Annotated in this window: 20 protein-coding genes, 1 tRNA gene and 1 pseudogene; 14 read left to right on the top strand and 8 right to left on the bottom strand. The window is 42.6% G+C overall.

Features of this window, described 5'->3' with window-relative positions:
* Positions 1-29 precede the first annotated feature (29 nt).
* On the bottom strand, positions 30-1,463 hold the full coding sequence (gene murD, locus JFC05_RS11240) for a UDP-N-acetylmuramoyl-L-alanine--D-glutamate ligase (RefSeq protein ID WP_198336942.1): 1,434 nt from the start codon (positions 1,461-1,463) through the stop codon (positions 30-32).
* A gap of 764 nt (positions 1,464-2,227) precedes the next feature.
* Between murD and JFC05_RS11235 the strand changes: the two genes are divergently transcribed.
* The 4 genes from JFC05_RS11235 (at position 2,228) to JFC05_RS11220 (ending at position 6,869) form a co-directional block, all read left to right on the top strand.
* A complete protein-coding gene (locus JFC05_RS11235; protein ID WP_198336941.1) occupies positions 2,228-3,727 on the top strand; it encodes a SulP family inorganic anion transporter in 1,500 nt (499 codons plus the stop codon).
* 134 nt (positions 3,728-3,861) lie between these two features.
* Positions 3,862-4,716, top strand: a complete 855-nt coding sequence (locus JFC05_RS11230) for a universal stress protein (protein ID WP_198336940.1) — start codon at positions 3,862-3,864, stop codon at positions 4,714-4,716.
* Positions 4,717-5,187: 471 nt separating this feature from the next.
* Positions 5,188-5,526, top strand: a complete 339-nt coding sequence (locus JFC05_RS11225; RefSeq protein ID WP_010197981.1) for a P-II family nitrogen regulator — start codon at positions 5,188-5,190, stop codon at positions 5,524-5,526.
* 80 nt (positions 5,527-5,606) lie between these two features.
* Positions 5,607-6,869 carry an ammonium transporter gene (locus tag JFC05_RS11220; RefSeq protein WP_198336939.1) on the top strand — a complete coding sequence of 421 codons (1,263 nt, stop codon included), beginning with the start codon at positions 5,607-5,609 and terminating at the stop codon, positions 6,867-6,869.
* 194 nt (positions 6,870-7,063) lie between these two features.
* Here JFC05_RS11220 and JFC05_RS11215 read toward each other — a convergent pair whose 3' ends face one another.
* The 3 genes from JFC05_RS11215 to JFC05_RS11205 form a co-directional block, all read right to left on the bottom strand.
* Positions 7,064-7,447: a DUF2147 domain-containing protein gene (locus JFC05_RS11215; RefSeq protein WP_198336938.1), complete on the bottom strand. Its 384-nt coding sequence runs from the start codon at positions 7,445-7,447 to the stop codon at positions 7,064-7,066.
* A gap of 306 nt (positions 7,448-7,753) precedes the next feature.
* Positions 7,754-8,017 carry a hypothetical protein gene (locus JFC05_RS11210; RefSeq protein WP_105244330.1) on the bottom strand — a complete coding sequence of 88 codons (264 nt, stop codon included), beginning with the start codon at positions 8,015-8,017 and terminating at the stop codon, positions 7,754-7,756.
* 66 nt (positions 8,018-8,083) lie between these two features.
* Positions 8,084-8,944 carry a DNA/RNA non-specific endonuclease gene (locus tag JFC05_RS11205; RefSeq protein WP_227697535.1) on the bottom strand — a complete coding sequence of 287 codons (861 nt, stop codon included), beginning with the start codon at positions 8,942-8,944 and terminating at the stop codon, positions 8,084-8,086.
* A gap of 187 nt (positions 8,945-9,131) precedes the next feature.
* Here JFC05_RS11205 and JFC05_RS11200 point away from each other — a divergent pair.
* Positions 9,132-9,222, top strand: a tRNA-Ser gene (locus tag JFC05_RS11200).
* A gap of 282 nt (positions 9,223-9,504) precedes the next feature.
* Positions 9,505-10,860 carry a tyrosine-type recombinase/integrase gene (locus JFC05_RS11195; RefSeq protein ID WP_198336936.1) on the top strand — a complete coding sequence of 452 codons (1,356 nt, stop codon included), beginning with the start codon at positions 9,505-9,507 and terminating at the stop codon, positions 10,858-10,860.
* A gap of 199 nt (positions 10,861-11,059) precedes the next feature.
* Here the strand turns inward: JFC05_RS11195 and JFC05_RS11190 are convergent, their stop codons facing one another.
* A complete protein-coding gene (locus JFC05_RS11190; protein ID WP_198336935.1) occupies positions 11,060-12,283 on the bottom strand; it encodes a hypothetical protein in 1,224 nt (407 codons plus the stop codon).
* Between the two features lie 538 nt (positions 12,284-12,821).
* On the opposite strand from JFC05_RS11190, the gene JFC05_RS11185 reads away from it, so the two are divergent.
* The 7 genes from JFC05_RS11185 (at position 12,822) to JFC05_RS11155 (ending at position 19,099) form a co-directional block, all read left to right on the top strand.
* Positions 12,822-13,736: a YagK/YfjJ domain-containing protein gene (locus JFC05_RS11185; RefSeq protein ID WP_198336934.1), complete on the top strand. Its 915-nt coding sequence runs from the start codon at positions 12,822-12,824 to the stop codon at positions 13,734-13,736.
* A 116-nt stretch (positions 13,737-13,852) separates the two neighbouring features.
* Positions 13,853-14,134 carry a hypothetical protein gene (locus JFC05_RS11180; RefSeq protein WP_198336933.1) on the top strand — a complete coding sequence of 94 codons (282 nt, stop codon included), beginning with the start codon at positions 13,853-13,855 and terminating at the stop codon, positions 14,132-14,134.
* A gap of 56 nt (positions 14,135-14,190) precedes the next feature.
* A complete protein-coding gene (locus JFC05_RS11175; RefSeq protein WP_198336932.1) occupies positions 14,191-15,183 on the top strand; it encodes a DUF932 domain-containing protein in 993 nt (330 codons plus the stop codon).
* A 114-nt stretch (positions 15,184-15,297) separates the two neighbouring features.
* Positions 15,298-16,425, top strand: a complete 1,128-nt coding sequence (locus JFC05_RS11170; protein WP_198336931.1) for a YqaJ viral recombinase family nuclease — start codon at positions 15,298-15,300, stop codon at positions 16,423-16,425.
* 119 nt (positions 16,426-16,544) lie between these two features.
* On the top strand, positions 16,545-17,462 hold the full coding sequence (locus JFC05_RS11165; RefSeq protein ID WP_198336930.1) for a recombination directionality factor: 918 nt from the start codon (positions 16,545-16,547) through the stop codon (positions 17,460-17,462).
* 161 nt (positions 17,463-17,623) lie between these two features.
* Positions 17,624-17,884 (top strand): helix-turn-helix transcriptional regulator, encoded by a 261-nt coding sequence (locus JFC05_RS11160; RefSeq protein WP_198336929.1) that lies wholly within the window; start codon positions 17,624-17,626, stop codon positions 17,882-17,884.
* 468 nt (positions 17,885-18,352) lie between these two features.
* The gene (locus JFC05_RS11155; protein ID WP_198336928.1) at positions 18,353-19,099 is read left to right on the top strand and encodes an IclR family transcriptional regulator; all 747 of its coding nucleotides are present in this window, start codon (positions 18,353-18,355) and stop codon (positions 19,097-19,099) included.
* A 143-nt stretch (positions 19,100-19,242) separates the two neighbouring features.
* Here JFC05_RS11155 and mmsB read toward each other — a convergent pair whose 3' ends face one another.
* From mmsB to JFC05_RS11140, 3 genes are all read right to left on the bottom strand, one after another.
* Positions 19,243-20,196: a 3-hydroxyisobutyrate dehydrogenase gene (gene mmsB, locus JFC05_RS11150; protein WP_198336927.1), complete on the bottom strand. Its 954-nt coding sequence runs from the start codon at positions 20,194-20,196 to the stop codon at positions 19,243-19,245.
* A 400-nt stretch (positions 20,197-20,596) separates the two neighbouring features.
* Complete coding sequence (locus JFC05_RS11145; protein ID WP_198336926.1) at positions 20,597-22,081, bottom strand: CoA-acylating methylmalonate-semialdehyde dehydrogenase; 1,485 nt, start codon at positions 22,079-22,081, stop codon at positions 20,597-20,599.
* A 163-nt stretch (positions 22,082-22,244) separates the two neighbouring features.
* A complete protein-coding gene (locus JFC05_RS11140) occupies positions 22,245-23,633 on the bottom strand; it encodes a GntP family permease (protein ID WP_198336925.1) in 1,389 nt (462 codons plus the stop codon).
* 854 nt (positions 23,634-24,487) lie between these two features.
* On the opposite strand from JFC05_RS11140, the pseudogene JFC05_RS11135 reads away from it, so the two are divergent.
* Positions 24,488-24,929: pseudogene (locus tag JFC05_RS11135) on the top strand (transposase); the annotation flags it as partial.
* Positions 24,930-24,982 lie beyond the last annotated feature (53 nt).

The following is a 24,982-nucleotide window of genomic DNA, read 5'->3' as shown; positions in this document are numbered from 1 at the left end:
CATAGAATGCCAGATAGCCACTCATACCACTAAGGGGTCGCTGTCTCTGCCGACTCGCTTGCTAACTGATGAACCAATCGACCAAAATGCTCACCGCGCGCGGCATAGCCGCTGTATTGATCAAAGCTGGCACACGCAGGCGACAACAGCACAGCCTGTACTTGCGAGAGACTGCTTGAGGTCACTTGCAAGATGGTGGCAAAGGCGTTTTCTAGCGTTTGGCACTGATGTAGCGTTACGTCATGACTGATCTTAGCCGCGCGCAAATGCTGCTCTATCAGCGGTGCATCTTCGCCAATAAACAAAACTTGGCTGACGTACTGATTGATAAAAGGCGTCAGCTCACCAAACGCCTGCCCCTTGCCCTGCCCGCCTAATACCAGCAGTAGCTTGCCATCTTTTGGCGCATAGACAGCGCCAAGCCCTTCGATGGCTGCTATGGTCGAGCCGATATTGGTGCCTTTTGAGTCATTAAAATAATCGATACCAGCCACGCTTTCCACGTATTCACAGCGATGCTCAAGACCTGTGAACTGTTGCAAAGTCGCCAGCATACTCGACAGCGGCAACCCCGCCAGCTCGCCTAATGCCAGCGCCGCTTGCGCGTTGAGCAAATTATGCCGACCTTTAATCAACAGTTTGTCTGCCGACAGTAGTTTTTGTGTACCACGCGCCAAATAAATCTGCCCATCGGAATCGACAATCAGCCCATATTGGTCTTTGTCAGGCGCATGAATGCCTGTACTGATTCTGGGTAAGTTATCAGCCACCAGTGGTCGCGTCAACGCATCTTCGCGGTTGATGACCACTGACTTAGCGCCTTGAAAAATACGATGTTTGGCTTGATGGTAGCCGAGCATATCGCCATGACGATCGAGATGATCAGGCGACATATTGAGCACAGTTGCCACTTGCGCACCCAGATTGCTGACCGTCTCTAACTGAAAGCTCGACAATTCAAGTACAGCCAGCTCCATCTCGCTATTTTCTAGTAGCGTCAGCGCCGGTACGCCGATATTGCCACCGACACCGACATTGACGCCCGCATCTGCCGCCATCTGACCAACTAAGGTGGTTACCGTGCTTTTGGCATTAGAGCCAGTAATTGCGACGATAGGGACACGGCAAGCGTCACAAAACAATTGAATGTCGCTGACCACTGGGATATGGGCTTGACGCGCCGCCGCCACCGCAGGCGTGCTAAGGGCGATGCCTGGGCTGATAATGATACGCGCCGCCTGCTGCAATAGCTCGGCGTCAATCGCGCCAAACTGACGCGTCGTCACGGCCTCTGGCAGCTTCACTGCCAACGCTGGCGCCGCTTGCGCATCGGTGACAGCGACCTGATAGCCTTGCTTGACCAAATAATGCGCCACCGACAGCCCCGACTGCCCCAAACCGACCACGACTTGTAACCCACTGCCTTTATGAAGTAAGGCTTCTGTTGTAGTACTGGTGGTCATATCTATTCCTTCTATTAAAATTAAACAAGCAAACGATGGGTAATATGGCTAAGATACAGGATAAGACGAATAAAAGAGGCTCTATATAGTGGCTGAAGCGGCTGGCATGGCATTAGCGATGCTGCTGTATCAAGCGTTAAGCGCTACCGTCAAGATAACAATCATGATAACGGTATCGTTCAGATTTCGGTACTGATTTTTTATGACTTTATGCTATTATGCGCCTGTTTTTATATTCAAGGTCTAATGTTATAATAGCCGCCCTGATCTGTCAGCACAGGGTTTTTGCTAAGTCTTACTCTAAGTCTTGAGCTTGGCATTTTAGTGTAGCATGTTGTTAGCGTTTGCCTGCTATTTGCCCCTCAGTCATTTTTGAGTTGCGGCGACTTAGGCTACCTTGCTATCAAAATCAAACTGCTGTGCTTGTTGGACAGCGTTTTATCACCTTCTATTGCAGCATCTCATTGCTGACTCTATACGTTATTGTAGGTGCTATTTTATATACACTACTTTAAGCACCCATTTTAAATACTATTTTTTAGGCAATCTGATAGGATTTATCATCATAGTTGTTATTGGTGAGTGTATTTGTGATACCCATCAATAAATCCATCGATGTGTTGATGATTGACCTCTGATAATTCAATACCACAACATGACAAGGCGCATGTTGTGGTAAAAAAAAGATGAACCGCTATTTTATAGCGACGCGATCATTTTATGGATGATTACTTTTTTTGCCTCTAACCCTATGCAGTTTACTTATGACATCTTTTATTGATAACTTACGTGACGAGTGGTTTTCCAATGTTCGTGGTGATGTGTTATCAGGTCTGGTCGTTGCCCTCGCCTTAATCCCTGAAGCCATTGCCTTTTCTATCATCGCTGGGGTCGATCCAAAGGTCGGCTTGTATGCCTCGTTTTGTATCGCGGTGGTGATCAGTTTTGTCGGTGGTCGTCCAGGTATGATTTCGGCGGCGACAGGCGCGATGGCACTGGTGATGGTCGACTTGGTCGCTGAGCATGGCTTACAGTATCTACTGGCCGCGACTTTACTGTGCGGCAGTATTCAGATTGTGATGGGTATTTTAAAGCTGGGTAATTTGATGCGCTTTGTCTCGCGCTCGGTGGTGATTGGCTTTGTCAACGCCTTGGCGATACTCATCTTTGCCGCCCAGCTCCCTGAGCTAAACCCAATGACTGAGCGCGTCGGGATGACAGTCTACATCATGACCGCAGCAGGCCTTGCGATTATTTACTTGTTTCCGCTGATTCCGAAAATCGGACGGGTGATTCCATCGCCGCTTATCTGTATCGTGGGTCTGACAGCGGTGGCGATGTATATGAACCTTGATATTCGTAACGTCGGCAGCATGGGTGATCTGCCAGATTCGCTGCCGATGTTTTTGTTGCCAGATATCCCTCTAAACCTCAATACTTTACTGATCATCGCGCCTTACTCTATCGCGCTTGCCATCGTAGGTTTGCTAGAGTCTATGATGACGGCGACCATCGTGGATGAGTTGACAGATACGCCAAGTGATAAAAACAAAGAATGCCGTGGTCAAGGGATGGCCAACGTGGTGTCAGGGTTTTTTGGCGGTATGGCCGGCTGTGCGATGATTGGTCAGTCGATGATCAACGTCAAATCTGGCGGTCGGACGCGCTTGTCGACCTTGATTGCCGGTGTGGTGCTGCTCATCTTAGTGGTGTTTTTGAGCGACTGGGTCAGTCAAATCCCAATGGCCGCACTGGTGGCGGTGATGATTATGGTGTCGATTGGCACTTTTAATTGGCAGTCTATTCGCGAGTTTAAAACGCATCCGATGTCATTTAACATCGTCATGCTAGCCACGGTCGTGACCACAGTATTTACGCACAATCTGGCGTACGGTGTCGGCGTCGGTGTCCTGCTCTCTGCCTTGGCATTTGCCAATAAGATTGGTCAATTCTTAACCATCTTTAGTGAGTACGATGAGCGTAGCAACACGCGTTATTACTATGTGCAAGGGCAGGTGTTTTTTGCCTCGACCACGCAGTTTTTGCACAGCTTTGATACCAAAGAAGCCGTAGATAGTATCGAGATTGACGTCAGCCAAGCGCACTTTTGGGACGTCAGCGCCGTGGACACTTTGGACAAGCTGGTCATGCGCTTGCAACGAGAAGGTATTGATGTCAAAGTGGTGGGACTCAATAATGCAAGCCGAACCCTGATTGACCGTTTTTCTATCCACGATCGCCGAGACATTGGCTTGCTGGATTAATGCATTACCAGTAGATAATTGAATATATAGTTTAATAAACAGCTGCGTTGGTTGAGAGAGTTGGGTATCAGTCACATTGCCCAGCTTTTCGCCAAGCAGCTGTCTTTTTATTGTCGGAATGATGTGGTGGTCTTATGAGTAATTTAAAACCAGATAGTGTGATTGCCTGCTTGGACTGTCCTGATCACGTGCAAGCCGTGTTGAAAGCCAGTATGTGGGCAGCAACTCGCCTGCAAGTGCCTATCGGCCTCCTGCACTCGGTGCCAAGCCTGCAACAAAAAGCCGCGGTAAACTACTCTGGCTGCCTAAATATCGACGACGAAAACACCTTGCTTGAGCAATTTACCAATAAAGAACACCTAAGCAACTGTGAATTAAAAGCCCAAGGCAAGCTGCTGTTGCATCAAGCCACAACCTACTGCGAGCAGCAAAGACAAAAACTAAAAACCTATACGTTGCATCGGCACGAAAACCTCAGTGAAAGTATCGATTATGTCGATGACAAAGCGCAATTGATTGTCATCGGTCATCATGTCACTTGCAAATCGACTTTGAGCCGACTCATCAGAGTCAGTCTTTGCCCCATTTTGGTGACTCATGCACCATTTTCGCCCCCTACGACGGCGCTATTTGCCTTCGACAACAGTCCCACTTGTCATAAAATGCTCAATTGGCTCTGTAAAACGCCACTTATTCGCGCCCTAACCGTCCACATCGTGATGGTGGGCAAAGAAAACTCTGAAAACTGCGATGCGCTGCGCGAAGCTTACGCGCGCCTCAAGCAAGCGGGCATCAAGTCGAAAAAGGCGTTGCTCGATTGCCGCGACGTGACAGCAGCCCTCAATTATTATCAAACCGAAAACGACATTGGCCTGTTGATGTCAGGGGCGTTTGGGCAGTCGCGCTTACGTGAGCTATTGCAAGGCAGCGATACGGAAAAATTACTGGTCAGCACCCAAACCCCTTATCTGCTTTTTCCTAAAGCATAAGAGCTATCCCAAAGGCTATACGCCACACCGTCTGCCGCCTGATTATTTTTCTTACCAGCGCTGAGTAATGTGTTTATGCTCGGCGCGTTTTTTAACCTCATCCCTTATATAGTGATGATAGGTATCCCTTTTCGTTTTTATCACTTATAAAAACCGCTTAGCAAATCGTCACATGAAATAAATCGATAGCCTCCCCAAGCGCCTAGAAAGTTGGTTATAATAAAGTTTTCATAGGCTTAACGCCAAAGGTTGATTGATGCGGTATGACGCATGACGATGAGTATAATCGCGGCGTTATAAAGCGTGATGTGTGTCATGATACTGGTGATTTTTGTACCAATAAGCCCACTCCTACCTACCCCCTTGAGTAGGTTTGGCACAGTTCTTGAATGACCTATATCAAGCATGACTACGATGAGATGCACCACAACTTCTCTCAACCTGCGGCATCACACAAATAAGGAATTTTTTATGAAGCTAATCACTGCGATCTTAAAACCGTTTAAGCTCGATGATGTGCGTGAAGCGCTTTCTGACATCGGTGTCAAAGGCGTTACTGTCACTGAAGTTAAAGGGTTCGGTCGCCAAAAAGGCCACACAGAGCTCTATCGCGGCGCAGAATACGTGGTGGACTTTTTACCTAAAGTAAAAGTCGAAGTGGCTGTTATTGACGAAATGGTCGAGCCTGCTATCGAAGCCATCACCCGCATCGCGAGCACAGGTAAGATCGGTGACGGCAAAATCTTTGTCACAGCACTCGAGCAAGTCATTCGTATTCGTACGGGCGAGACGGGTCCTGACGCTATCTAAAGCGCACGACCTACTTACAAACGCTGATTTGTAAGTCCTACCTAACGCTCTATATTGCATCAATTCAAGGGGGAATTAACATGCAAAACCAAATCTTTGAGCTTCAGTACGCACTTGATACGTTCTATTTTTTAATGTGTGGCGCGCTCGTCATGTGGATGGCAGCGGGTTTTACCATGCTAGAAGCAGGGCTGGTCCGCTCCAAAAACACTGTTGAGATTTTAACCAAAAACGTCGCTCTATTTGCTACCGCCTGTACCATGTATATGATTTGCGGTTATGCCATTATGTATGGTGGCGATCTGTTCTTGAGCGGAATTGCAGGCGGCGATACCTTAGTAGAAGACGCACTAGCAGCCTCTAGCGAAAACGGCTTTGGCGGTGACTCTGTCTACTCTGCAGCCTCTGACTTTTTCTTTCAAGTGGTGTTTGTGGCGACCTGTATGTCTATCGTCTCAGGCGCGGTGGCTGAGCGTATGAAGCTATGGTCGTTTTTGTTGTTTGCAGTAGTCATGACAGGGCTGATTTATCCATTAGAAGGCAGCTGGACATGGGGCGGCAACGATGTGTTTGGTTTATATAACCTTGGCGACTTGGGGTTCTCTGATTTTGCTGGCTCAGGTATTGTGCATATGGCAGGAGCGGCGGCGGCATTGGCAGGCGTACTACTACTAGGTGCGCGCAAAGGCAAGTACGGACCAAAAGGTGAAATACGGGCGATACCGGGGGCCAACCTGCCACTGGCCGCCCTTGGGACTTTGATACTGTGGATGGGCTGGTTTGGGTTTAATGGCGGCTCCGTCCTCAAGCTGGGTGACATCGCCAGTGCCAACTCTGTGGCCATGGTGTTTTTGAACACCAACGCCGCAGCCGCAGGCGGCGCTATCGGAGCATTGCTGCTGGCACGTTTGATCTTTGGTAAAGCGGATCTGACCATGCTCTTAAACGGTGCACTCGCGGGGCTGGTCGCCATCACTGCTGAGCCATCGACCCCTTCTGCCTTACAAGCCACGCTCTTTGGGCTGATCGCTGGAGTTATCGTGGTCTTGTCTATCTTGGCACTCGATAAACTAAAAATAGATGACCCAGTGGGCGCAATCTCAGTACACGGTGTCGTGGGTCTGTTTGGCTTACTTATCGTACCTATTACCAATCCTGCGGCGACTTTTTTGGGTCAAATCGCAGGCGCGGCGACGATCTTTGTCTGGGTGTTTGTCTCAAGCCTAATCGTTTGGTCACTGATCAAGCTGATCATAGGTATACGCATCTCTGAAGAGGATGAATACGAAGGCGCAGATATCGCAGAGTGTGGTATGGAAGCGTATCCAGAATTTGTCAGATAAGATCTAGCAGACAGGTTTAATCCTGCTCGATGCGCTGATACTACTTTATGTAGTGTCAGCGTTTATTATTTTATTGAGTAACCTCCCCTTACTCACACAATAAAATGTAAAACATAAAAAATCCCGCAGTACCTTTCGGTAGTGCGGGATTTTATCTATTAAGTACAGATCTGATAAAAAACTACTTGATCGACTTATTTCTTTTTCCATGTTTGACTGCGTGAGAATGGCCCGATGTAACCTTTTAGTTTCAAAGAATTACCATTCAAGCTTGCTGTCATGCGATAGTCTTTACCCTTTTCTGGATCAGTGATCGTCCCACCGCTATATTTACCACCACCGTCAGCTTTTAGGCCTTTGATGACAGTCATGCCGACGTGTTTTTTGCCTTTGGCGGAGTTCGTTGCAATGAGCTTACCTGTCAACACCCCGTTAGACTCGGTGATTTTTACCGTGCCTTTTGGCTTACCGTCGTCATACGTCTGCCATGTTGTATTGTGTAATGGATCAGCGGCAAACGCCATGGTCGCCATACTGATACCGGCAGCTGCTAAAGCGGTTTTTGTAAATAGTTTCATAGAGTGACTCCCTTCATACAATGATTAATCAAACAATGATTGCTCGAAACGTGATGTTTCTGCTGTTCTATGCTCATCCTTTGCTAGAATCTTTTATATAAGCGCTGCGATTTTACTCATCAACACCGCACATCGTAAGTTAGCATGTGCCGTTTGATAGTCGTTATCGCGATTACTCACAAGCTTTTGTTCAAAGATTTGAGCGACATAAACGATGTCTTGACCCATTATAAGCAATTTTATCTGTTTGCCTAGTAGTTTTTTTGTACTTTATTATTTCTGTAAAACCAAAACCATATCAAAGAGTTACAGGAAAGGGTTGTCGATATCCTTGTCCGATTGGTCATCATTTTCTTTTGACTTTGCCTCGTTATTACTATAAGGAAAACCATCATCAAAAGCTTGCATAATTTTGGTTGTCAGCTCGTGTAACTGCTGAGCCTGACGATGTCCTGCTGCATCGAATGTCACATCGATATCGCCATAAATCGTGATTTTGTCCTGCTGGTTTTCGATGACCAGCTCTCCAATTTGCATGCTTTGGTGGTTATTGGCAAAGGGTTCAATCATTTTGTCATCCTTTTTATAGTAATTCAGTCATGTATATCAGCACATTGAGATGTCGCTAAAAGCATGTTAAGCCTGTAATTGAATCAGTAGCCACTCAATAATCGCCCAAACAAACAGCAGCCATGTCGGCTCCTCTACTGGCTGATCAGGCAAGTCGGCGCTCTCACCTGCCTTTAGTGGCAGCGCAAACGCTTGCGCTTTGGTCTGGCGATCGAGCACTGGCAAGACATCAATGCCGACTTTAGCCGTTAGCTCATCTAGACTAATGACCTCTATGCGCTCTGACTCATCATTGGGCGCGTAATACACCCCTGCTTGATTGGTCGCTGGAATATAGACGGCCTTGAAAAAATGACTGGGTACCAATACGCGCTCGGCAAGCTGTTTGGTCTTTTTGCCCGTAAAAGCCACGCCCGTGATGGTATAGACTTCGCCATACTGCTGGGTTAAGTAGCGGGTAGCAGACTCGATATTACGCCAAATGTAACGATTATTGCGCGGCGATTGCGGCGCGATATTAGCCAGACTGAAGCTGTCGTATTGCTGCGAGCGCGTGGCCATATCGGCATTGGGCGCTAGATGCCCACGATCATAGCCTGAACCTGAATAATCAGACAACGAGGCGCGCATAGACTTAGGTAGACGGCTCTCCTCATGAAAGCTGTCTTCGCGGTCGATGGTTTTTGCTTGCTGCAAGCGGCGGCGGTCTAGATGCTCAGCTGACCACAATGGTGTCCGTGACACGCCCGAGTACATAACAGCAAACCCGTCCATACACAGCGCTTGAGTCTTCTTATTAAGCTTGGTATTGGTAAACTCTGGATAAACCCCGCCATAAAAAGATTGACTACACTGAGTAAGATCATCTGCCTGCGCTGATGATAGCCCTACGACGATAGCAAATACCACCATTATGCTGTTGTTCAAAACACCTTGATACCCACCAACTCTTATCATGCAACTCTCAATCGTCTATACTTGTTATTTCGTATGCGTATCCTAGCAGGCGTCCATCAATAAAGAAAGATAAGGCGTAAGTCGTGACTTTTTAAATGGTATCCGCTATACTTAGCCAGTCAAAAATCAGTATCGTGCAAATGCGGTCTGTCTAAACGGTGAAGTGGGTGAGTGGCTGAAACCGCACGCCTGGAAAGTGTGTATACGTTCATAGCGTATCGAGGGTTCGAATCCCTCCTTCACCGCCAATCTTATAAAACCCTCCTTTTCCTATCTTGTCCTAAACACTCCTATATACCTCTGTAACCCTTTATAAATAACGCGTCTAGCGTTTTTTTATGCCTAACGTTTTCCTAATCTGTCCGAGAATAACCCACCTATCCCTTAGCTTGTGTTGGTCTATCTGTTGGTCTATGATTTCATTAGACCTCAAAAAGACCAACATTTAGGCTTTATGATTCAGCTTTAGACCAACGTTTTAGTTGTAACGCTTGAATCATAAGGTTTGGCAGCATAGGGAATAGACCAACATGTTAAGCGACAGTAAGATCCGCAAGCTCAAACCCAGTGAAAAATGTACGCCTTCGCGTCCTGACAAATACAGTGACCAGCAAGGGCTACAGCTCTTGGTACGCAGTACAGGCACAAAGACATGGATAAGCGCCTATCGCTTCGATGGTAAGCAAACACGCCTCACACTTGGTACTTACCCCATCATGTCATTAGCTGAGGCTAGACAAGCCAATACTGAGATCAAAGCGCTATTAGCAGACGGTATCGATCCAAAAAACAAGAAGCGTCAAGACAAGCTTGCCAATATCCACGCCCAAAAGTTCAATGATTACGCCTTAGACTGGCTTGCTGAGCGCAAGCGCAACGTTAAGCCGCGTACATATCAGCAAGACTATAACCGGATGCATAAAGACGTGTTGCCCCACTTTGAAGGCATTGCGCTAAAAGACGTGAGCTTTGAGGATTGTCGATCGATGGCAGATGAGATCGAAACGCGTGTGAACAAAAAAGGTGAGCCGCCACGTGAGGTGACCAGACGCACAATTGATCTGGTGGCTAATGTTTTAAGACGTGCTAAACGCGAACGCATCATTGAGCAAAATCCAATCGATGATCTAAAGGAACTCTACCCCAAAGCCAAAAGCCAGCACATGAAGCACGTAGACATACATGAGCTGCCTGCCCTACTTCAAGCTATTGAGGGCTATCATGGTCATGACCAGACCCGTTTAGGTATGAAGTTTTTAGCTTACTCATTTTGCCGCACCATTGAGCTGCGTATGATGAAATGGGATCATATCGACTTTGCTAATCGTCTATGGCGTGTTGATATTGATAACCTTAAGATTGCGCGTAAGCATGTCGTACCGCTGTCAGATCAAATGCTCGCAGTGCTCAAGGAAATGAAAGCCATCACGGGAAAATATGAGTACGTTTTTTATCATACAGGTATGCATCAGCCCTACAGTGAGGAGTTTATCAATAATGCGCTCGATATCTTAGGCTACGCAGGCAAACAAACAGGTCACGGCTTTCGTCATATCGCCTCAACCAATCTAAACGAGCTTGGCTATATGGGTGACGCGATCGAGAAGCAAATGGCACATGATAAAAAAAGCAGCATTCGCGCGGTTTATAACCACGCGCAGCATTTAGAAGAGCGTCGTAAGATTATGCAGGTCTGGGCTGATTTTTTAGACTTACTTAGAGACAAAGGTGAGGTCGTAGACTTTCAGACAGCAAGGCAGCAAATTGAGAGTTCGTTAAATAACTATCAATCTGATGGCCTTGAAGCAATCGACAAACGAGATCTTATTCAAGCGCTCATTAATAAGGGTATGACGAAGATAGAGTTACAAAAGCTATTACAATAATAGAATAATTCATTCTTACAACGTTAGCTATTAAAAATATTATATAATCAATCCAATTTAAAGTTGTAACAGCAAACATTGCTGAATAAATGATTTAGATTATTCTCACCCCAGCCTTTCCTAAGCTTTTTACCTCAGCCCATTTCTTCTCAATAGGATTTAGATTATCAAATAAAGCAGCTTTACATTCTAGAGCCATCTATTCTTTATTAAAGATTCTGTTATGTTCATCTTGAATCAACTGACTCATAACTTTTTTGGTAGCAGTCGTTCCTTTGATTTTCATGATAGCGTCCAATTGATCTTGGCTTTTCTTATATATATTAACTTCACTTAAATCTTCGTTCTTGTTGCTCGCTGAAAATTTAGCCCATGCGTCTTTCATGTTCTCTATAACTTTAGCTCTATATGATATTTCTGGTATCGTCTCGAAATCAATTGTAGGGTCGCTTATATCTATATCTCGAGTAACAGTCTCATATGTGTACTTTACATTTGACAGGACATCAAGACTCGCTAAGATTAAATTGTACTTGTCTTCCAAAGAGACCGGTATGAAGATATTCTGAAGTATAAGGTGGTCTCTCTTATCTGAGCTCAGATAGTTGTAAGCCCATTCAATTTGATCGCTATTATCACCCTCAAGCCAATCAATTTCTTTTTTAGCGCGATTACTAAAATAGTGGGACTTAACTGTTTCGAATTTGCCTATCAATGGATGCTCGTCTAAATATACATCGTTTGCATAATCTGGAAATTCAATATTGGTGTGGTTGAAATGAGTAACCTCATATTTCAAGTAATGTAAAATGTAATTAACTAATTCCTTACCTCCAACTAAAGCTTTATTACTTAAAGTATGACGGACTAGATAAGCGAAGTGCAGAGCGCTACGGAGATCTTCTTTTAGCCATCCTAGCAAGCTATCTGGTAATTGATTATTAGTTTTAAATTGCATCAGCTCATCATAAAACTTGATTGGATTCTGCTGCATTTCAAATATTTTTACTAAAAACGATTTATAGGATCCTTTATCTAATTGGCTGTCAGGGGGCTTAATCCCAAAGTAACTATGATAAGCAAATACTAGGCTTTTACATTCATCTTCATTAAGATTTTGAATCGTCCTATTAAAAATTTCTAAATTTTTAATATATTGTTTTTGGCTATCAAAATGAGTATCAGTAACATATTTTAATTGCCGGGCATAATAATATTGATTAGCTTGATTAAATATTTCTTGGTTTTTATTAGAAGGCTGAATATGTCTTTCTATAACCTCAGCTTTCGGAATTATATGAGGCCTCAAACCTATTTCAGCATCATAAGTTCGTTCGACAGTGACAACTGCTTTCAAACCGAATTCTTCTCCAGACTGGACATCATGTTCGTGATCATAATTGACATTATCATGGTTTTTCATTGCAATAATCCTTCCGAAAAAACTCTATAAAGGTGGGTTTATAGTCCATATTAGTAGAAAAAAACTATGTTTTAACTACATATAAACTCCCTAATATAGGGGTGTGAGCAGTCTTACCCCCTTTTTTTTAGCTTAAAATAAACTATATTCAGTCTTTCATCTTCTCGTCTTAACTATACATCGAGTTTAACCCTCGTTCTAGCAGTAAATTTAGACAGTCTCATTCCTAACATCACTACTTCGTTTAAAGGTTATATACGTTGGCTTGTTCAGGCTATCAGGCCACTAAACAAAGACACTATACGACACATTTTTTAATCCTATCCGCTAACTCCATCTCGACACAAACCTGAACCCTAGCGTCAATTTACCATAAAGCTTAAATGGCAACTCCTAAGCACACGACGAAAAAAAGAACGATGCCCTCATTCTTAGTGGGTTATTTATATTATTAATTAATAGTTAATATTTTTTAGTAAAAAATAACACGTTCCATTGATAGTTATGTACACCAAACTAAAATCAATGGAGCATAGTCATGTCACACTCATTCATTAACCAGTCGCAACTCATCGGTAATCTCGATAGACTCGTCAGAGACGTCATTTTTAGCCCTATTAATTTTGATGATATTAAAAATCGTTTGAACGCTTTATATTTGCCCTTCATGCAAATTCTAAATGCTGATTTATTTTACTCACAAACTATCGATTCATTTGTCTACAGTACCGATGCTATTGTTGGTGATTCATACCCATCCGATGTTATTTGGGACCACGGCAAAACACAGCAGTTCATTAATACCATAGCTTGTTATAAACATAACATTGAGACCGAGGATAACGCTTGGCGCTATCAAGAGACTCAGAATAGGAAGAACCTTGAAAGCTATGTTAGAAACTTGCTGAACCACTACTCAAGGTTATTGTTCATTCGAGTGGACTTGATGTATCTGAAAGAAACCAGTCATATGGTGACGATCGAAGATTTCAATCTTCACATGACTAAGCTCAGAGAATTCATAGGAAATAAGAAGACGTGCTTTGAGCACTTGCAAGGTAATGCATGGGCATTAGAGCATGGGCATGAGAATGGCGGTCTACATTGCCACCTACTGCTCATCTATGATGGCTCAGAACGACAAAACGATTGGTATTTGGCTGAAGAGGTAGGTAAAAGATGGCAAGAGATCACCAGTGGTATTGGCGCTTACTACAACTATCATTACACTGAGAATAAGCAGGGATTCGAGAAAAATGGCAAATTAGGTATCGGTATGATCCACCGAGATAACTTTCAGCAGGTAGAAAATGCGGTCTGTACAGCCTTGTACTTAACCAAACCTGACAAGGTGGGTCAGCACTTAAAAGTATGGCTTCCTAGCATGCGTACCTTCGGTCATGGCACCTACCGTACAAAGAAGCGTCGTGGATTATCACCCATAGCAAACTAATTTCAAATACATACTACTGTCATGAGATCGAGCATTAGCATCTTAATGCTCGTCCTTACTTAACATCAAAGGCCTGCCACGTGCAGGCTTTTCTATGCGCGCAATAAGGAGCCCTTATGAAACCAGTATGTCCACGCTGTCAGTCGTCCGCTGTTTATGTGATGACTAATAGTAATAACCAGCAGCTTGTGAATGAGCCGTTATCACCCGCTGCACTGATCGGTCTTGGTGTCAGTCTATGCAAATCATTCAAAGTCCATCCTGTGATCGGTGTGGTTGCAGGTACTGCGATTGCAGCCGTCATCGAGCTTGCAGAGCCTCATAGCGCTTTACCGATGCTGATCAATAAGCAGCATCGCTGTGATGACTGTACGCACGTTTTCTCAACCCTCAACTAATGAATCATTGCATTACTTAATGCTTATAAACAATCAAACCTAAAAGGAAATGAATCATGGCACATTTAATCGAAAATATGGCTTATGTCGGTGACACCCCTTGGCACGGTCTCGGCAGTCAGCTACCAAAGAATCAGCCTATTGAAGTCTGGGCTCGTGAGGCTGGTATGGATTGGCGTATTGAATCCTCAGATGTCAGCTACATGGCAAGCAATGAGAAAGGCCAAAGCCTGATCATGCCCTTCGACAGCAATAAGGTCCTGTACCGTAGCGATAACCTAGAGCCGTTATCGGTGGTCAGTCAACGCTATCAAGAAGTACAGCCCCGTGAGATTCTAGAGTTCTATCGTGATCTTACCGAGCAGTCTGACTTTGAGCTTGAAACCGCAGGCGTCTTAAAAGGTGGTCGTAAGATGTGGGCACTCGCTCGTACAGGTCAGTCTATGACACTAAAGGGCGGTGATGTCAGTAACGGCTATCTACTCTTAGCAACTGCTTGTGACGGCACACTTGCGACCACAGCACAATTTACTAATATCCGTGTGGTGTGTAATAACACCTTAGCGATTAGCCTCGCTGACGGCTCAGGTGGCGTAGTGAAAGTACCGCATAGCACCTCCTTTGATGCGGACAAGGTCAAGCAGCAATTAGGCGTTTCTGTTCAGCAGTGGAATGAACACATGTATGAGATGAAGCAGTTAACTCAGCGCTGTGTAACCCAAGCAGAAGCAGCAAACTATCTGAATCGTGTCTTCAACGATCAGGACAATGACATCATTCTATTTAACAGTGCCAAGAAAGAAAAGGATGCGGTGCCCAATGCCCGTGCCATGAATCAGGTGATGAACATGTTTAACGGTCAAGGTCGCGGTGCGGATTTGGATTCAGCGCGTGATACCGCTTATGGCTTACTGTCAGCAATGACAGAGTATGTGGATCATGAGCGCCGTGCCATGTCGACAGACCATAGGCTCGATTCAGCATGGTTCGGTGCAGGGGCTAAGCTGAAAGACAAAAGCTTAGAGGAAGCCTTTGCACTGATTGCCTAAAGACGCTTAATACAAGCAACGATTAAACCACGCTTTCGAGCGTGGTTTTTTTATGCCTGTTGTTTCTCATTAATCAGTAATCAACCAACAACCAATTTAACGAAGGAATTTACCATGAACATGATCGCATTAAATACCCATACTCAGCCAAGACAGGCTAAGCGTGCCACCGCTAAGGTAAAAGCTAAGCACAGCATCGAAGATATGCCAACGCTTAAGGTTAAAAGTAAAACCGTTAAACCTTCCGTTAGTCAAACAACCACGGCGAAGCGTTTGGTTAATACCAAAAACTTAAGCCGTGAGGACTGGCTACAAGTACGCAAGCAAGGCATTGGCAGTAGTGATGCCGCGGCTAGCTGTGGTATCCATCCGTACCTATCCATGCTGGAATTATGGATGATTAAAACCGGACGCATGGAATCAAGCATTGATATCAGCAATAATAACGGTATTGAAGGGTATTCGCCGCTATATTGGGGCAATACCTTGGAGCCGATGGTGGCTAAGTACTATCAAGAACATACTGGCAATAAAGTCAGGCGCGTAAACGCCATTTTGCAGCACCCTGATCCTGACAAAGCCTTTATGCTCGCCAATTTAGACTATGCAATCACTGGCAGTGATGAGGTACAGATACTCGAGTGCAAAACCGCAGGCGAACACGGTGCCAAGCTTTGGAAGCATGGCGTACCGTTATATGTCACCTGCCAAGTACAGCATCAATTAGCGGTTACAGGTAAACAGGCAGCTCACATCTGTGTGCTGCTTTGTGGACATGAGGCTAAGATTTATAAGGTTGAGCGTGACGAGAAGCTGATCGCAAGCATCATCGAGCATGAGCGTTTGTTCTGGCAATACGTAGAAACGGACACGCCACCAACGCCTGATCATAGTGAATCCGCAGCTCGGGCATTAAAGCAGCTGTATCCAACGCCTAAGCCTTCAAGCAAGATTGATCTGCGAGATGACGATGGTGCCAACAAACTGTTTGAGCAGTTGCTGAGCTACCGTGACTATATGCAAGAGCTAGAGCAGCGCCATGATCAGGTGAAGCATCAGCTGCAAAGCTTAATTCAAGATAATGAGGTGGCAGTGTTTGAAAAAGGGGCTATTTCGTGGAAGCGCTCGAAAGACAGTGTCGGTCTTGATAGCAAAGCCGTTATTAAAGCCCATCCTGAGCTATTAGCTAAATTCAGTAAAACCCGTCAAGGCAGCAGACGCTTTGTTGTCTTAAACGATTAAGCCGCTATCTATTCAATTAACACACCAACAAACCAAGTCTAGCGCATAATCGCCCACCGATCACAGGTGGGCTTTTTTATGGCTAAACATAATCTATTAAACACATAAGGAATATCACCATGATTAAAGGTCTCACGATAACTCCGCCAGTTTTAGGTCGCATCAGCATTGGACGTGTCATTCAAAAGGACGGCAAACGTTTACCTGCTAAGGACGATCAGTTCACCATTACCAGCCAAATCCAAAACAAAGATGGCTGGATCAACCATCCACTTGATGAAAAACTACGTGCAAAGAGTGACGGTAAGCTTCGGCAAATACCCGTACGCATGCTGTTTAATAATCCTGAATTAAATCTACGAGCTGAATACACCTTGTTCGATAGACAAACTGGCAGACCGCTATGCGTGGGTGACGGTGAACAGTGTCAGCGCCGCACAAGCAATGGCGTTGAACAGCTGCCATGTCCTTCACCTGATCGCTGTCCATTAGCGCAAGGCGGTGCTTGTAAGCCTTACGGTCGTCTGTACGTCAATCTGTCTGAGGACGATGAGCTGGGTACGTTTATCTTTCGCACGACTGGCTTTAATAGCATTCGCACACTGGCAGCACGGCTAAGCTACTTTGCTGCGGTATCAGGCAACAAGCTGTCATGTTTACCGCTACAATTAACCTTGAGGGGTAAAAGCACGACGCAAAGCTATCGAACGCCGATTTACTTTGTTGATTTAACGCTGCGTGATGGGGTGACGCTGAAAGATGCGGTATCTAACGCGCAAGCTATTGATCATGAGCTTAGCGAACACGGCTTTGATCAAGCAGCATTAGAGGCAGCAGCAAAGCTTGGCTATGTGAACTCAGCCTTTGAGATTGATAATGATGAAGCGTTTGCAGTGGTGGAAGAGTTTTATCCAGTCGAGACAGGCGATTCTGGTCACCATCAAGATGAGCATGGGCAATTGAGCCATGGCTTAACCAATCATGACGTAACCAGTATTGAGCAGGGATTACGGCAAAGCGTGACGGCGGTTAGTTAGTCTAGCGAACTGGGCATAAAAGGAGCTGTTACATGCAGCTCCTTTTTTTTATTAGCTGCGTCAAAAGCTAACTGTCGGACGGCATGGGATGCAGTAAAAAATTATAGGACTCGGTAAGTATATGAGAGGACACGCTCTCATTCACTTATAAGGAGCAAGTCATGGAAAACTTGAATACTAATAATCAAATTGAAACCGAGAGTTTGAGTGCAGTACGCATGCCACGGATGTTACCACTTAAAGAGGTTATCTACTTTACTGGACTAAGTAGTACAACTATTTACGATATGTTAGACAAGAAGTCTAATCGCTATGACCCTACCTTTCCAATTCAGGTTAAGCTATCAAAAGGACGTGTAGCATGGGTAGAGAGTGAGGTTGCTCAGTGGTTAAGTGAAAAGATAGCTGCGAGATTTTACTAAGTAACTATGTATAAATAAGCCACTTCTAGTGGCTTATTCTTTCATCACTCTAAACTAATTCGAACTTATAATCATTTGCGACTCTTAATAAGAGATTTTTTAGCGGATATATGGATAATAGAATATTAGATCCTGTATAAAGTCTTTGAAGACTAGGTGGTATCACCAAAATTTATTAAAAAATTATAGATACCCTTCCTTATTATAGAGTTATATATTTTTACACTTTATATTTACAATACTCATTTATGATGTTTAATATATTAATAATATTTATATATAGATTTTAAATTAGGCCAAATAATATTAATTGATTATGAACTTAAAATCTTAATATATGATAAAAAAATATATTTAAAATTCAAAAAATTTACTAAAAATATAAATCAAAAAACATGTTAAAATTAATATTATTTTTTGCAATGAATAATTCAACATATTTCTTATTACTATGGCTGAGCCTTTTTTATGTCTAAAGTATCGTCTATTAACCGAGTGTTAGAGATCATTGAAATTATATCTTATGCTCCAAAACCACTCTCTCCGCTTGAGATATCGCAAATACTAGATATCCCTAAACCTACTACTCATCGATTGATTCAAAATTTAATTAATGAGGGTTTCGTAACAGTTGATATTGGTGGTGGTATAATTCCTGGTAAACGTGTGCGTAATCTGAGCCTTGAGCTTTGGCAACAGGGACAGTTCTTTAATAAGCGACAAATTATTTTACAAAAGCTAGTTGACGAAATTAAGGAAACCTGTGGAATTAGTGTTCCTTATTATACGAATATGATTTATACCGATCGTATAAACACAGTACTACCTCTACAAATATACCTACCTGTTGGATTAAAGTCACCTATATGGTGTACGGCGACAGGAAAGCTATATCTGAGCCAATTGAGTACCACTAGCCGTCACAAAATATTAAAGAGCTTATCACTTAATAAGTTTACTAGAAATACAATCATCGATTTCAATATGTTGAATGCTGAACTCGACCGTATCGCTGAGACAGGCATCAGTATTGATAATGAAGAATTCATCTCTGAGATGGTAGGAATAGCGGTACCGATAGTGGATAAAAAATCACGCTATATAGCATCATTATATTTGCATGCTCCTACAGTACGAGCTTCGTTAGACGATCTGTTGATACACGTGCCACTTCTTCGTACAGCCGCGCATGATATTCAAGTATTAATGTATTAGCCAAAAAACTGACTGATTGATATAAAAAAATCCATCTGTACTAATAACCTAGGTTATTAGTACAGATGGACAATCTAGATAAATTCTTTCTAAATTTAATAAGTGTTTATTTCAGCACTTATTTACTACATATCATACTACCACTACAGTATCGAAGCATCATGACGTGCAATGATGCTTGAAAAGTCTTTATCACCATGCTGGACAGAATGGACATCATAGAGCTCAGCTGCTTTCGAGCCCATCGGGATATCCACCTTGGTTTCTGAAGCCGTTTGCATAGCAAGATTTAAGTCTTTGTTCATCAGTTTAGTCATAAAACCACCTTTATAACCATTACTTGAGGGTACATTGTTCATCACTTTTGGATAAGGGTTATAAACCTCTAGTGTCCAATTACGTCCTGAACTTTGCAACATAATATCTGACAACACTTTTGGATCTAAGCCATTTTTGACACCTAGATTAATCGCCTCTGCGGTTCCTGCCATCAAAATACCTAGCAACATATTATTGCATATCTTTGCTACTTGCCCCGCCCCATTATTGCCAGCGTGAAAGATATTTTTACCCATTGATTCCAGTATAGGCTCAGCTCTAGCATATGCCTCAGTACTGCCGCCTACGATAAACGTCAGATTTCCTGCAATTGCAGCGCCTGTACCACCTGAGACTGGTGCGTCTAAAAATTCAATGCCATATGTGTTAGCAACGTCCGCTACCATGCGTGCATCTGCAGCTGCTATAGTACTACTATCGATAACTAGTGTACCTTTTGGTAATCCTGACAGTAATCCATCGTCATTCAGATAAACAGAATGAACATGCTTTCCAGCAGGTAACATAGTAATAACAACTTGTGCATTATTTGTCGCATCTTTTGGACTATCAGCAACTCTAGCACCTGCTTGATGTAAACGCTGGGTTGCAGCTTCAGAGAGATCAAATACCGACAGCTTATAACCCGCCTTTAATAGGTTCTCTGCCATTGGCGCACCCATGTTACCAAGGCCAATAAAGGCAATATCTGGCTTAGAGCTATCATTAGCTGATGCACTATTATTATATCTTTCTTTTATTATTTCCAATGCATTCATATCATTAATCCTTGATAATTATATTATTAACTTATCTTTATTGTTAATAATCTTATAAATTCACTTTAAATATATATCGTTTATTATATTAAACACCTTTCAAAAATTTTATTTTTTATATAAAAAAAATAATATCATTCGATATAAATAAACTATCCTAAATTTTCTAAATGTTAATCAACCATCTAAAATTAGATTTATTTTAGATGAGCTAAATATTTTCGATTAGAAAAATTAGAAAGCATAAGAACGAGATACATAAGTAGAATACTTAGATTTTTATTTGGTAATTCCAATATAGAGGCGGCACAAGAAAATAATTTCAAAAAATCTTTATAAATTTAAACCTAAAGAATCTAGAAAAACAAAAATGTACCGCCAAAATATATTGGATTAATGATTACATTGAAATAGTGGTATTAACGCTGCGGCTTGCCTCATCATCGAACCAGCGGGCAGTGACCGTTTTGGTGTGAGTATAGAACTGTACTGCTTGCTTACCATAAGGACCGAGATCACCAAGCTTACTAGCACGTGAGCCTGAGAACGAGAACATTGGTAGTGGCACAGGAATCGGCAAGTTAATACCGATTTGACCAACCATAATATCCTGTTGGAACTTATGCGCAGCAGCGCCTGACTGAGTGAAGATAGCCGTACCATTACCATTTGGATTGGCATTGAGTAGCTCAATCGCTTCATCAAGGTCGGCTGCACGCATGATACACAGAACAGGCCCAAAAATTTCTTCTTTATAAATTTGCATATCCGCGGTGACGTTATCAAAGATAGTCGGCCCTACAAAGTTGCCCTTCTCAAACCCTTCAACCGTGATGCCGCGACCATCAAGAAGTAGACTAGCACCCTCTTCTACTCCCGTACCAATCAGATGCTCGACACGCGCTTTTGCAGCAGGTGAAATGAGCGGACCTAAATCCTTGTCATTTTTACCTGCTGAGACGATTAAGCCTTCAGCTTTAGCTTTGATATCATCAATCCACTCACCTGCTTCACCAACTAGCACCACGACAGATAACGCCATACAGCGTTGACCAGCAGCGCCGAATGCAGCTCCCGCTAGTTGATTGAGTGTTTGTTCTTTATTGGCATCAGGCAATATAACGCCATGGTTTTTGGCACCCATCATACACTGGGCACGTTTGCCAGATTTACTGGCGCGCTCATAGACATGCTTGCCGACGTTGGTTGAGCCAACGAATGAAACTGCTTTGATATCTGGATGATCACAAATGGCATCAACGGTTACTTTACCGCCATGCACGACGTTGAGTACGCCTTCAGGGACGCCAGCTTCTACTGCCAACTCAACCAAACGCATAGTAACCATTGGATCTTGTTCAGAAGGTTTAAGGACAAAGGTGTTACCCGTAGCAATCGCCATTGGGAACATCCATAGTGGAATCATCGCGGGAAAGTTAAATGGGGTGATACCAGCACAGACGCCAAGTGGCTGCCAGATACTATAGGTGTCGACGCCTGTTGCGACGTTTTCAACGAAGTCGCCGATTTGCAGATTGGCAATACCTGCGGCATGCTCGACCACTTCTAAACCACGAAATACATCACCGCGCGCATCAGCAATGGTTTTTCCCTGCTCTGCGGTTAAGATTTCTGCCAGCTCATCCATATGCTCGCGAATTAATTCTTGATACTTTAAAAAAATACGCGCACGTGTGGTGATAGGCGTTTTGCGCCATGTCTGAAACGCTTTTTGGGCGGCAGCGACGGCTTGATTGATTTCATCGTCAGTCGTTTGCGGAACTTTGGCGATGACTTCTTGGGTGGCGGGATCAGTGATGTCGATCCATTCGCTGGTATTAGAGTCAACGAACTGACCATTGATGAGTTGCTTAACATGTTGCATAAGATATCCTTATCTTTTCAGATTTTGTTTCAGGTTAAAAAATACGTCTATATAAATTAGATCTTATAGAAAAATCTATAATAATGATACGAACAATATCATTATACAAGAAATTTACTAAGTGGCAATTGTTTCTTTAATTATCTATATAATAACTTTTTCTCTAGAAAGATCCGAACATGGTACCTAGAATGATGACTAAAATTAGAGCGACTAAAGGAATGATCACGGCTACAACAAATATATCTTTATATGATTCTCTATGAGTTAAGCCACAAATAACTAGCATTGTTATTATTGCACCATTATGTGGTAATGAGTCCAGACCACCTGAGGCTAGAGAGGCTATACGATGCATCAGCTCAGGGTCTATATTGTATTGTTGTGCTAATTGCATGTAGTTTTCACCCATAATTTCTAGAGCGATGCCTAAACCACCAGAAGCAGAACCTGTAATACCTGCTAAAACGTTAACCATAATTGCTTCTGATATGAGAGGATTTCCAGGTGCAATTCCCATTAGAGATTGTTTGATAACAGCAAAGCCTGCGAGAGTAGCAATGACAGAACCATAACCTACTTCTGAAGCAGTATTAAAGATTGGTAGTAAAGAACCCGTTGCACCTTTATTTAAGGTTTCTGTCACACTGTCTATTCTTTTAAAGTTTAAGACAATAACGAAAAGACAGGCTAAAAACAAAGATAAAATGATAGCCCAAATCCCAATAACTGAGCTTAGTGTTACACCTCCAAATTTCTCATCGGCTAAGTAGCTGTTGTTCCATAAAGGTATTATCACCTTTGAAAAAACGTAGTTACCTACTATAACAATGACAATTGGTAGTAGGGCTACCCAAAAGTTAGGAATGTCAATACCAGAATGAGGCTTAGTTTCATTTAACGTATGATTTCCATACCCTTCATTATTAATACCTGCAATGTGTAATTGGCGATGCATCCATAACATACCCCCACCCAGCATAACTATAGCGGCGATCATACCTAGTCCAGGGGCTGCAAATGCATCCGTCTCAAAATAGGGCATAGGTATAACATTATGGATTGCAGGGGAACCTGGTAATGCCGTCATCGTTAGTGTTAGAGCACCAATACAAATTGCGCCAGGTATAAGTCTTTTGGGTATATTCGCTTGTTTAAACAGAGATGCTGCAATAGGGTATATTGCAAAAGTGACGACAAATGCTGATACGCCTCCATAAGTTAATATAGAACATGCAAGTACTACTGCTAACAAAGCATGTTTATCTCCTAGTTTATTAACTATATTACTTGCGATGCTATAGGCATAACCAGAATCTTCCATTAGCTTGCCAAAAATAGCACCCAATATAAATAGTGGGAAATATTTGACTGCAAAACCTCCTAAACCCTGCATAAACACTTCAGTATAAATACCCATGGTTTGACTGCTCTCACCACTTAAAACCACAGCTACAATAGCGAGTACAGGGGCTAAAACTAATACACTAACTCCTCGATATGCAAAATAAATTAACAATGTCAAGGATAATAAAATAGCAAAAATACTCATGGTTTCGATTTCCTTCCATAGAAAAAGATGTACTGTGAAATAAGTGATTCAGAGGGGCTAAAAAGTATTCTTGCAATAACATTTAAAAAAATAGCATCAAGTGGTCAGACTTTAAAACCTTTCATAGTAGAAAGATTTTTCCTATATTTTTATTAATATGCTTTTTTATATTTTGATGTACCCTCAATGACTCTCTTAATAAAATGCAAAATAATTTATAACTTAATAATATTCTGTAGAGTGACTAATGATTCTGATTACCATCATTGATTTGGCAACGAATTTAATGACAATTGTTTGCCAATTAAAAAGAATGATTGGTACATACTAGATGGATAAGATGCTTTTTTAGGTTTTATCACTCGATAAAATAAGCATGAGGGTTGAGTATTCATGATGGCTATCCTTAGCACGAACTAATATGGTTAACAGAACTATGATAAATTAAGTTGTAGAAACATACTTTGAAGTAGTACTTAAAAAAAACTACTATAAAAAAAATAACCGATACATTTTGTATCGGTTTAAAATTTAACAGAGCTGCAAACGAACGTCAATCAATAAATACTTAATTCTGTTAATTTGGTTGTATAGACTGGGCAAAAGTACATTCGTAAATATGGATTAATTCACTGCAAACTACCAACATTCTGTTATATTCAGTATACTAATTAGAAGAGAAATACAGTTAATGTCTTCATTATCTTGACCATAAGCATCAGTCTGATTGATATCGCAAAAGAATTTACTATCTAGGTAGTGTTCAAAATTCTGTGTCATTCCCCTAATGATGTATGCTGAAAAAACCGTAGACAAAAACTTGGTAAACTAAAGAAGACAAATAGGAGTTTACCATGACAAAGAAAGTTAAGAGATATAGTGAAGAATTTAAAGCAGAAGCGGTCAAAGCAATAGAAAATAATGGTGGCAATGTCAGTGCCACAGCAAGGCAGTTAGGGCTACCAATGCAAACGCTAGCTAATTGGCAGCGAAAAGCTAATCAAGGTAAGCTCAAAGGTACTAAACAGTTTGATTCTGAATTAATGTCCGTTATTGAAGAGAATAAGCGTTTAAAGCGAGAGTTAAAGATTGCACAAGAAGAGCGAGAGATATTAAAAAGGCCACGGCGTACTTTGCAAGGAACGGTCAGTAAGGTACGCCTTTATTGACCATCACAAATATGAATTTAGCATTACCAGCATGTGTAAAATCCTTGATATCAAACCATCAAGCTACTATGACTGGACGAAGCGTGGTATCAGTGCTCAGCAAATACATCGTAACCGCTGTGAGCTATAGTCAGTCTTTTATAAATAAGATACAATGCTTTTAAAATAAAGAGAAAGATA

The sequence above is a fragment of the Psychrobacter celer genome (assembly GCF_016107555.1).
GTDB classification, from domain to species: domain Bacteria; phylum Pseudomonadota; class Gammaproteobacteria; order Pseudomonadales; family Moraxellaceae; genus Psychrobacter; species Psychrobacter celer.
The sequence above is the reverse complement of the archived record's forward strand: the minus strand, read 5'-3'. Positions and strand labels throughout refer to the sequence as shown.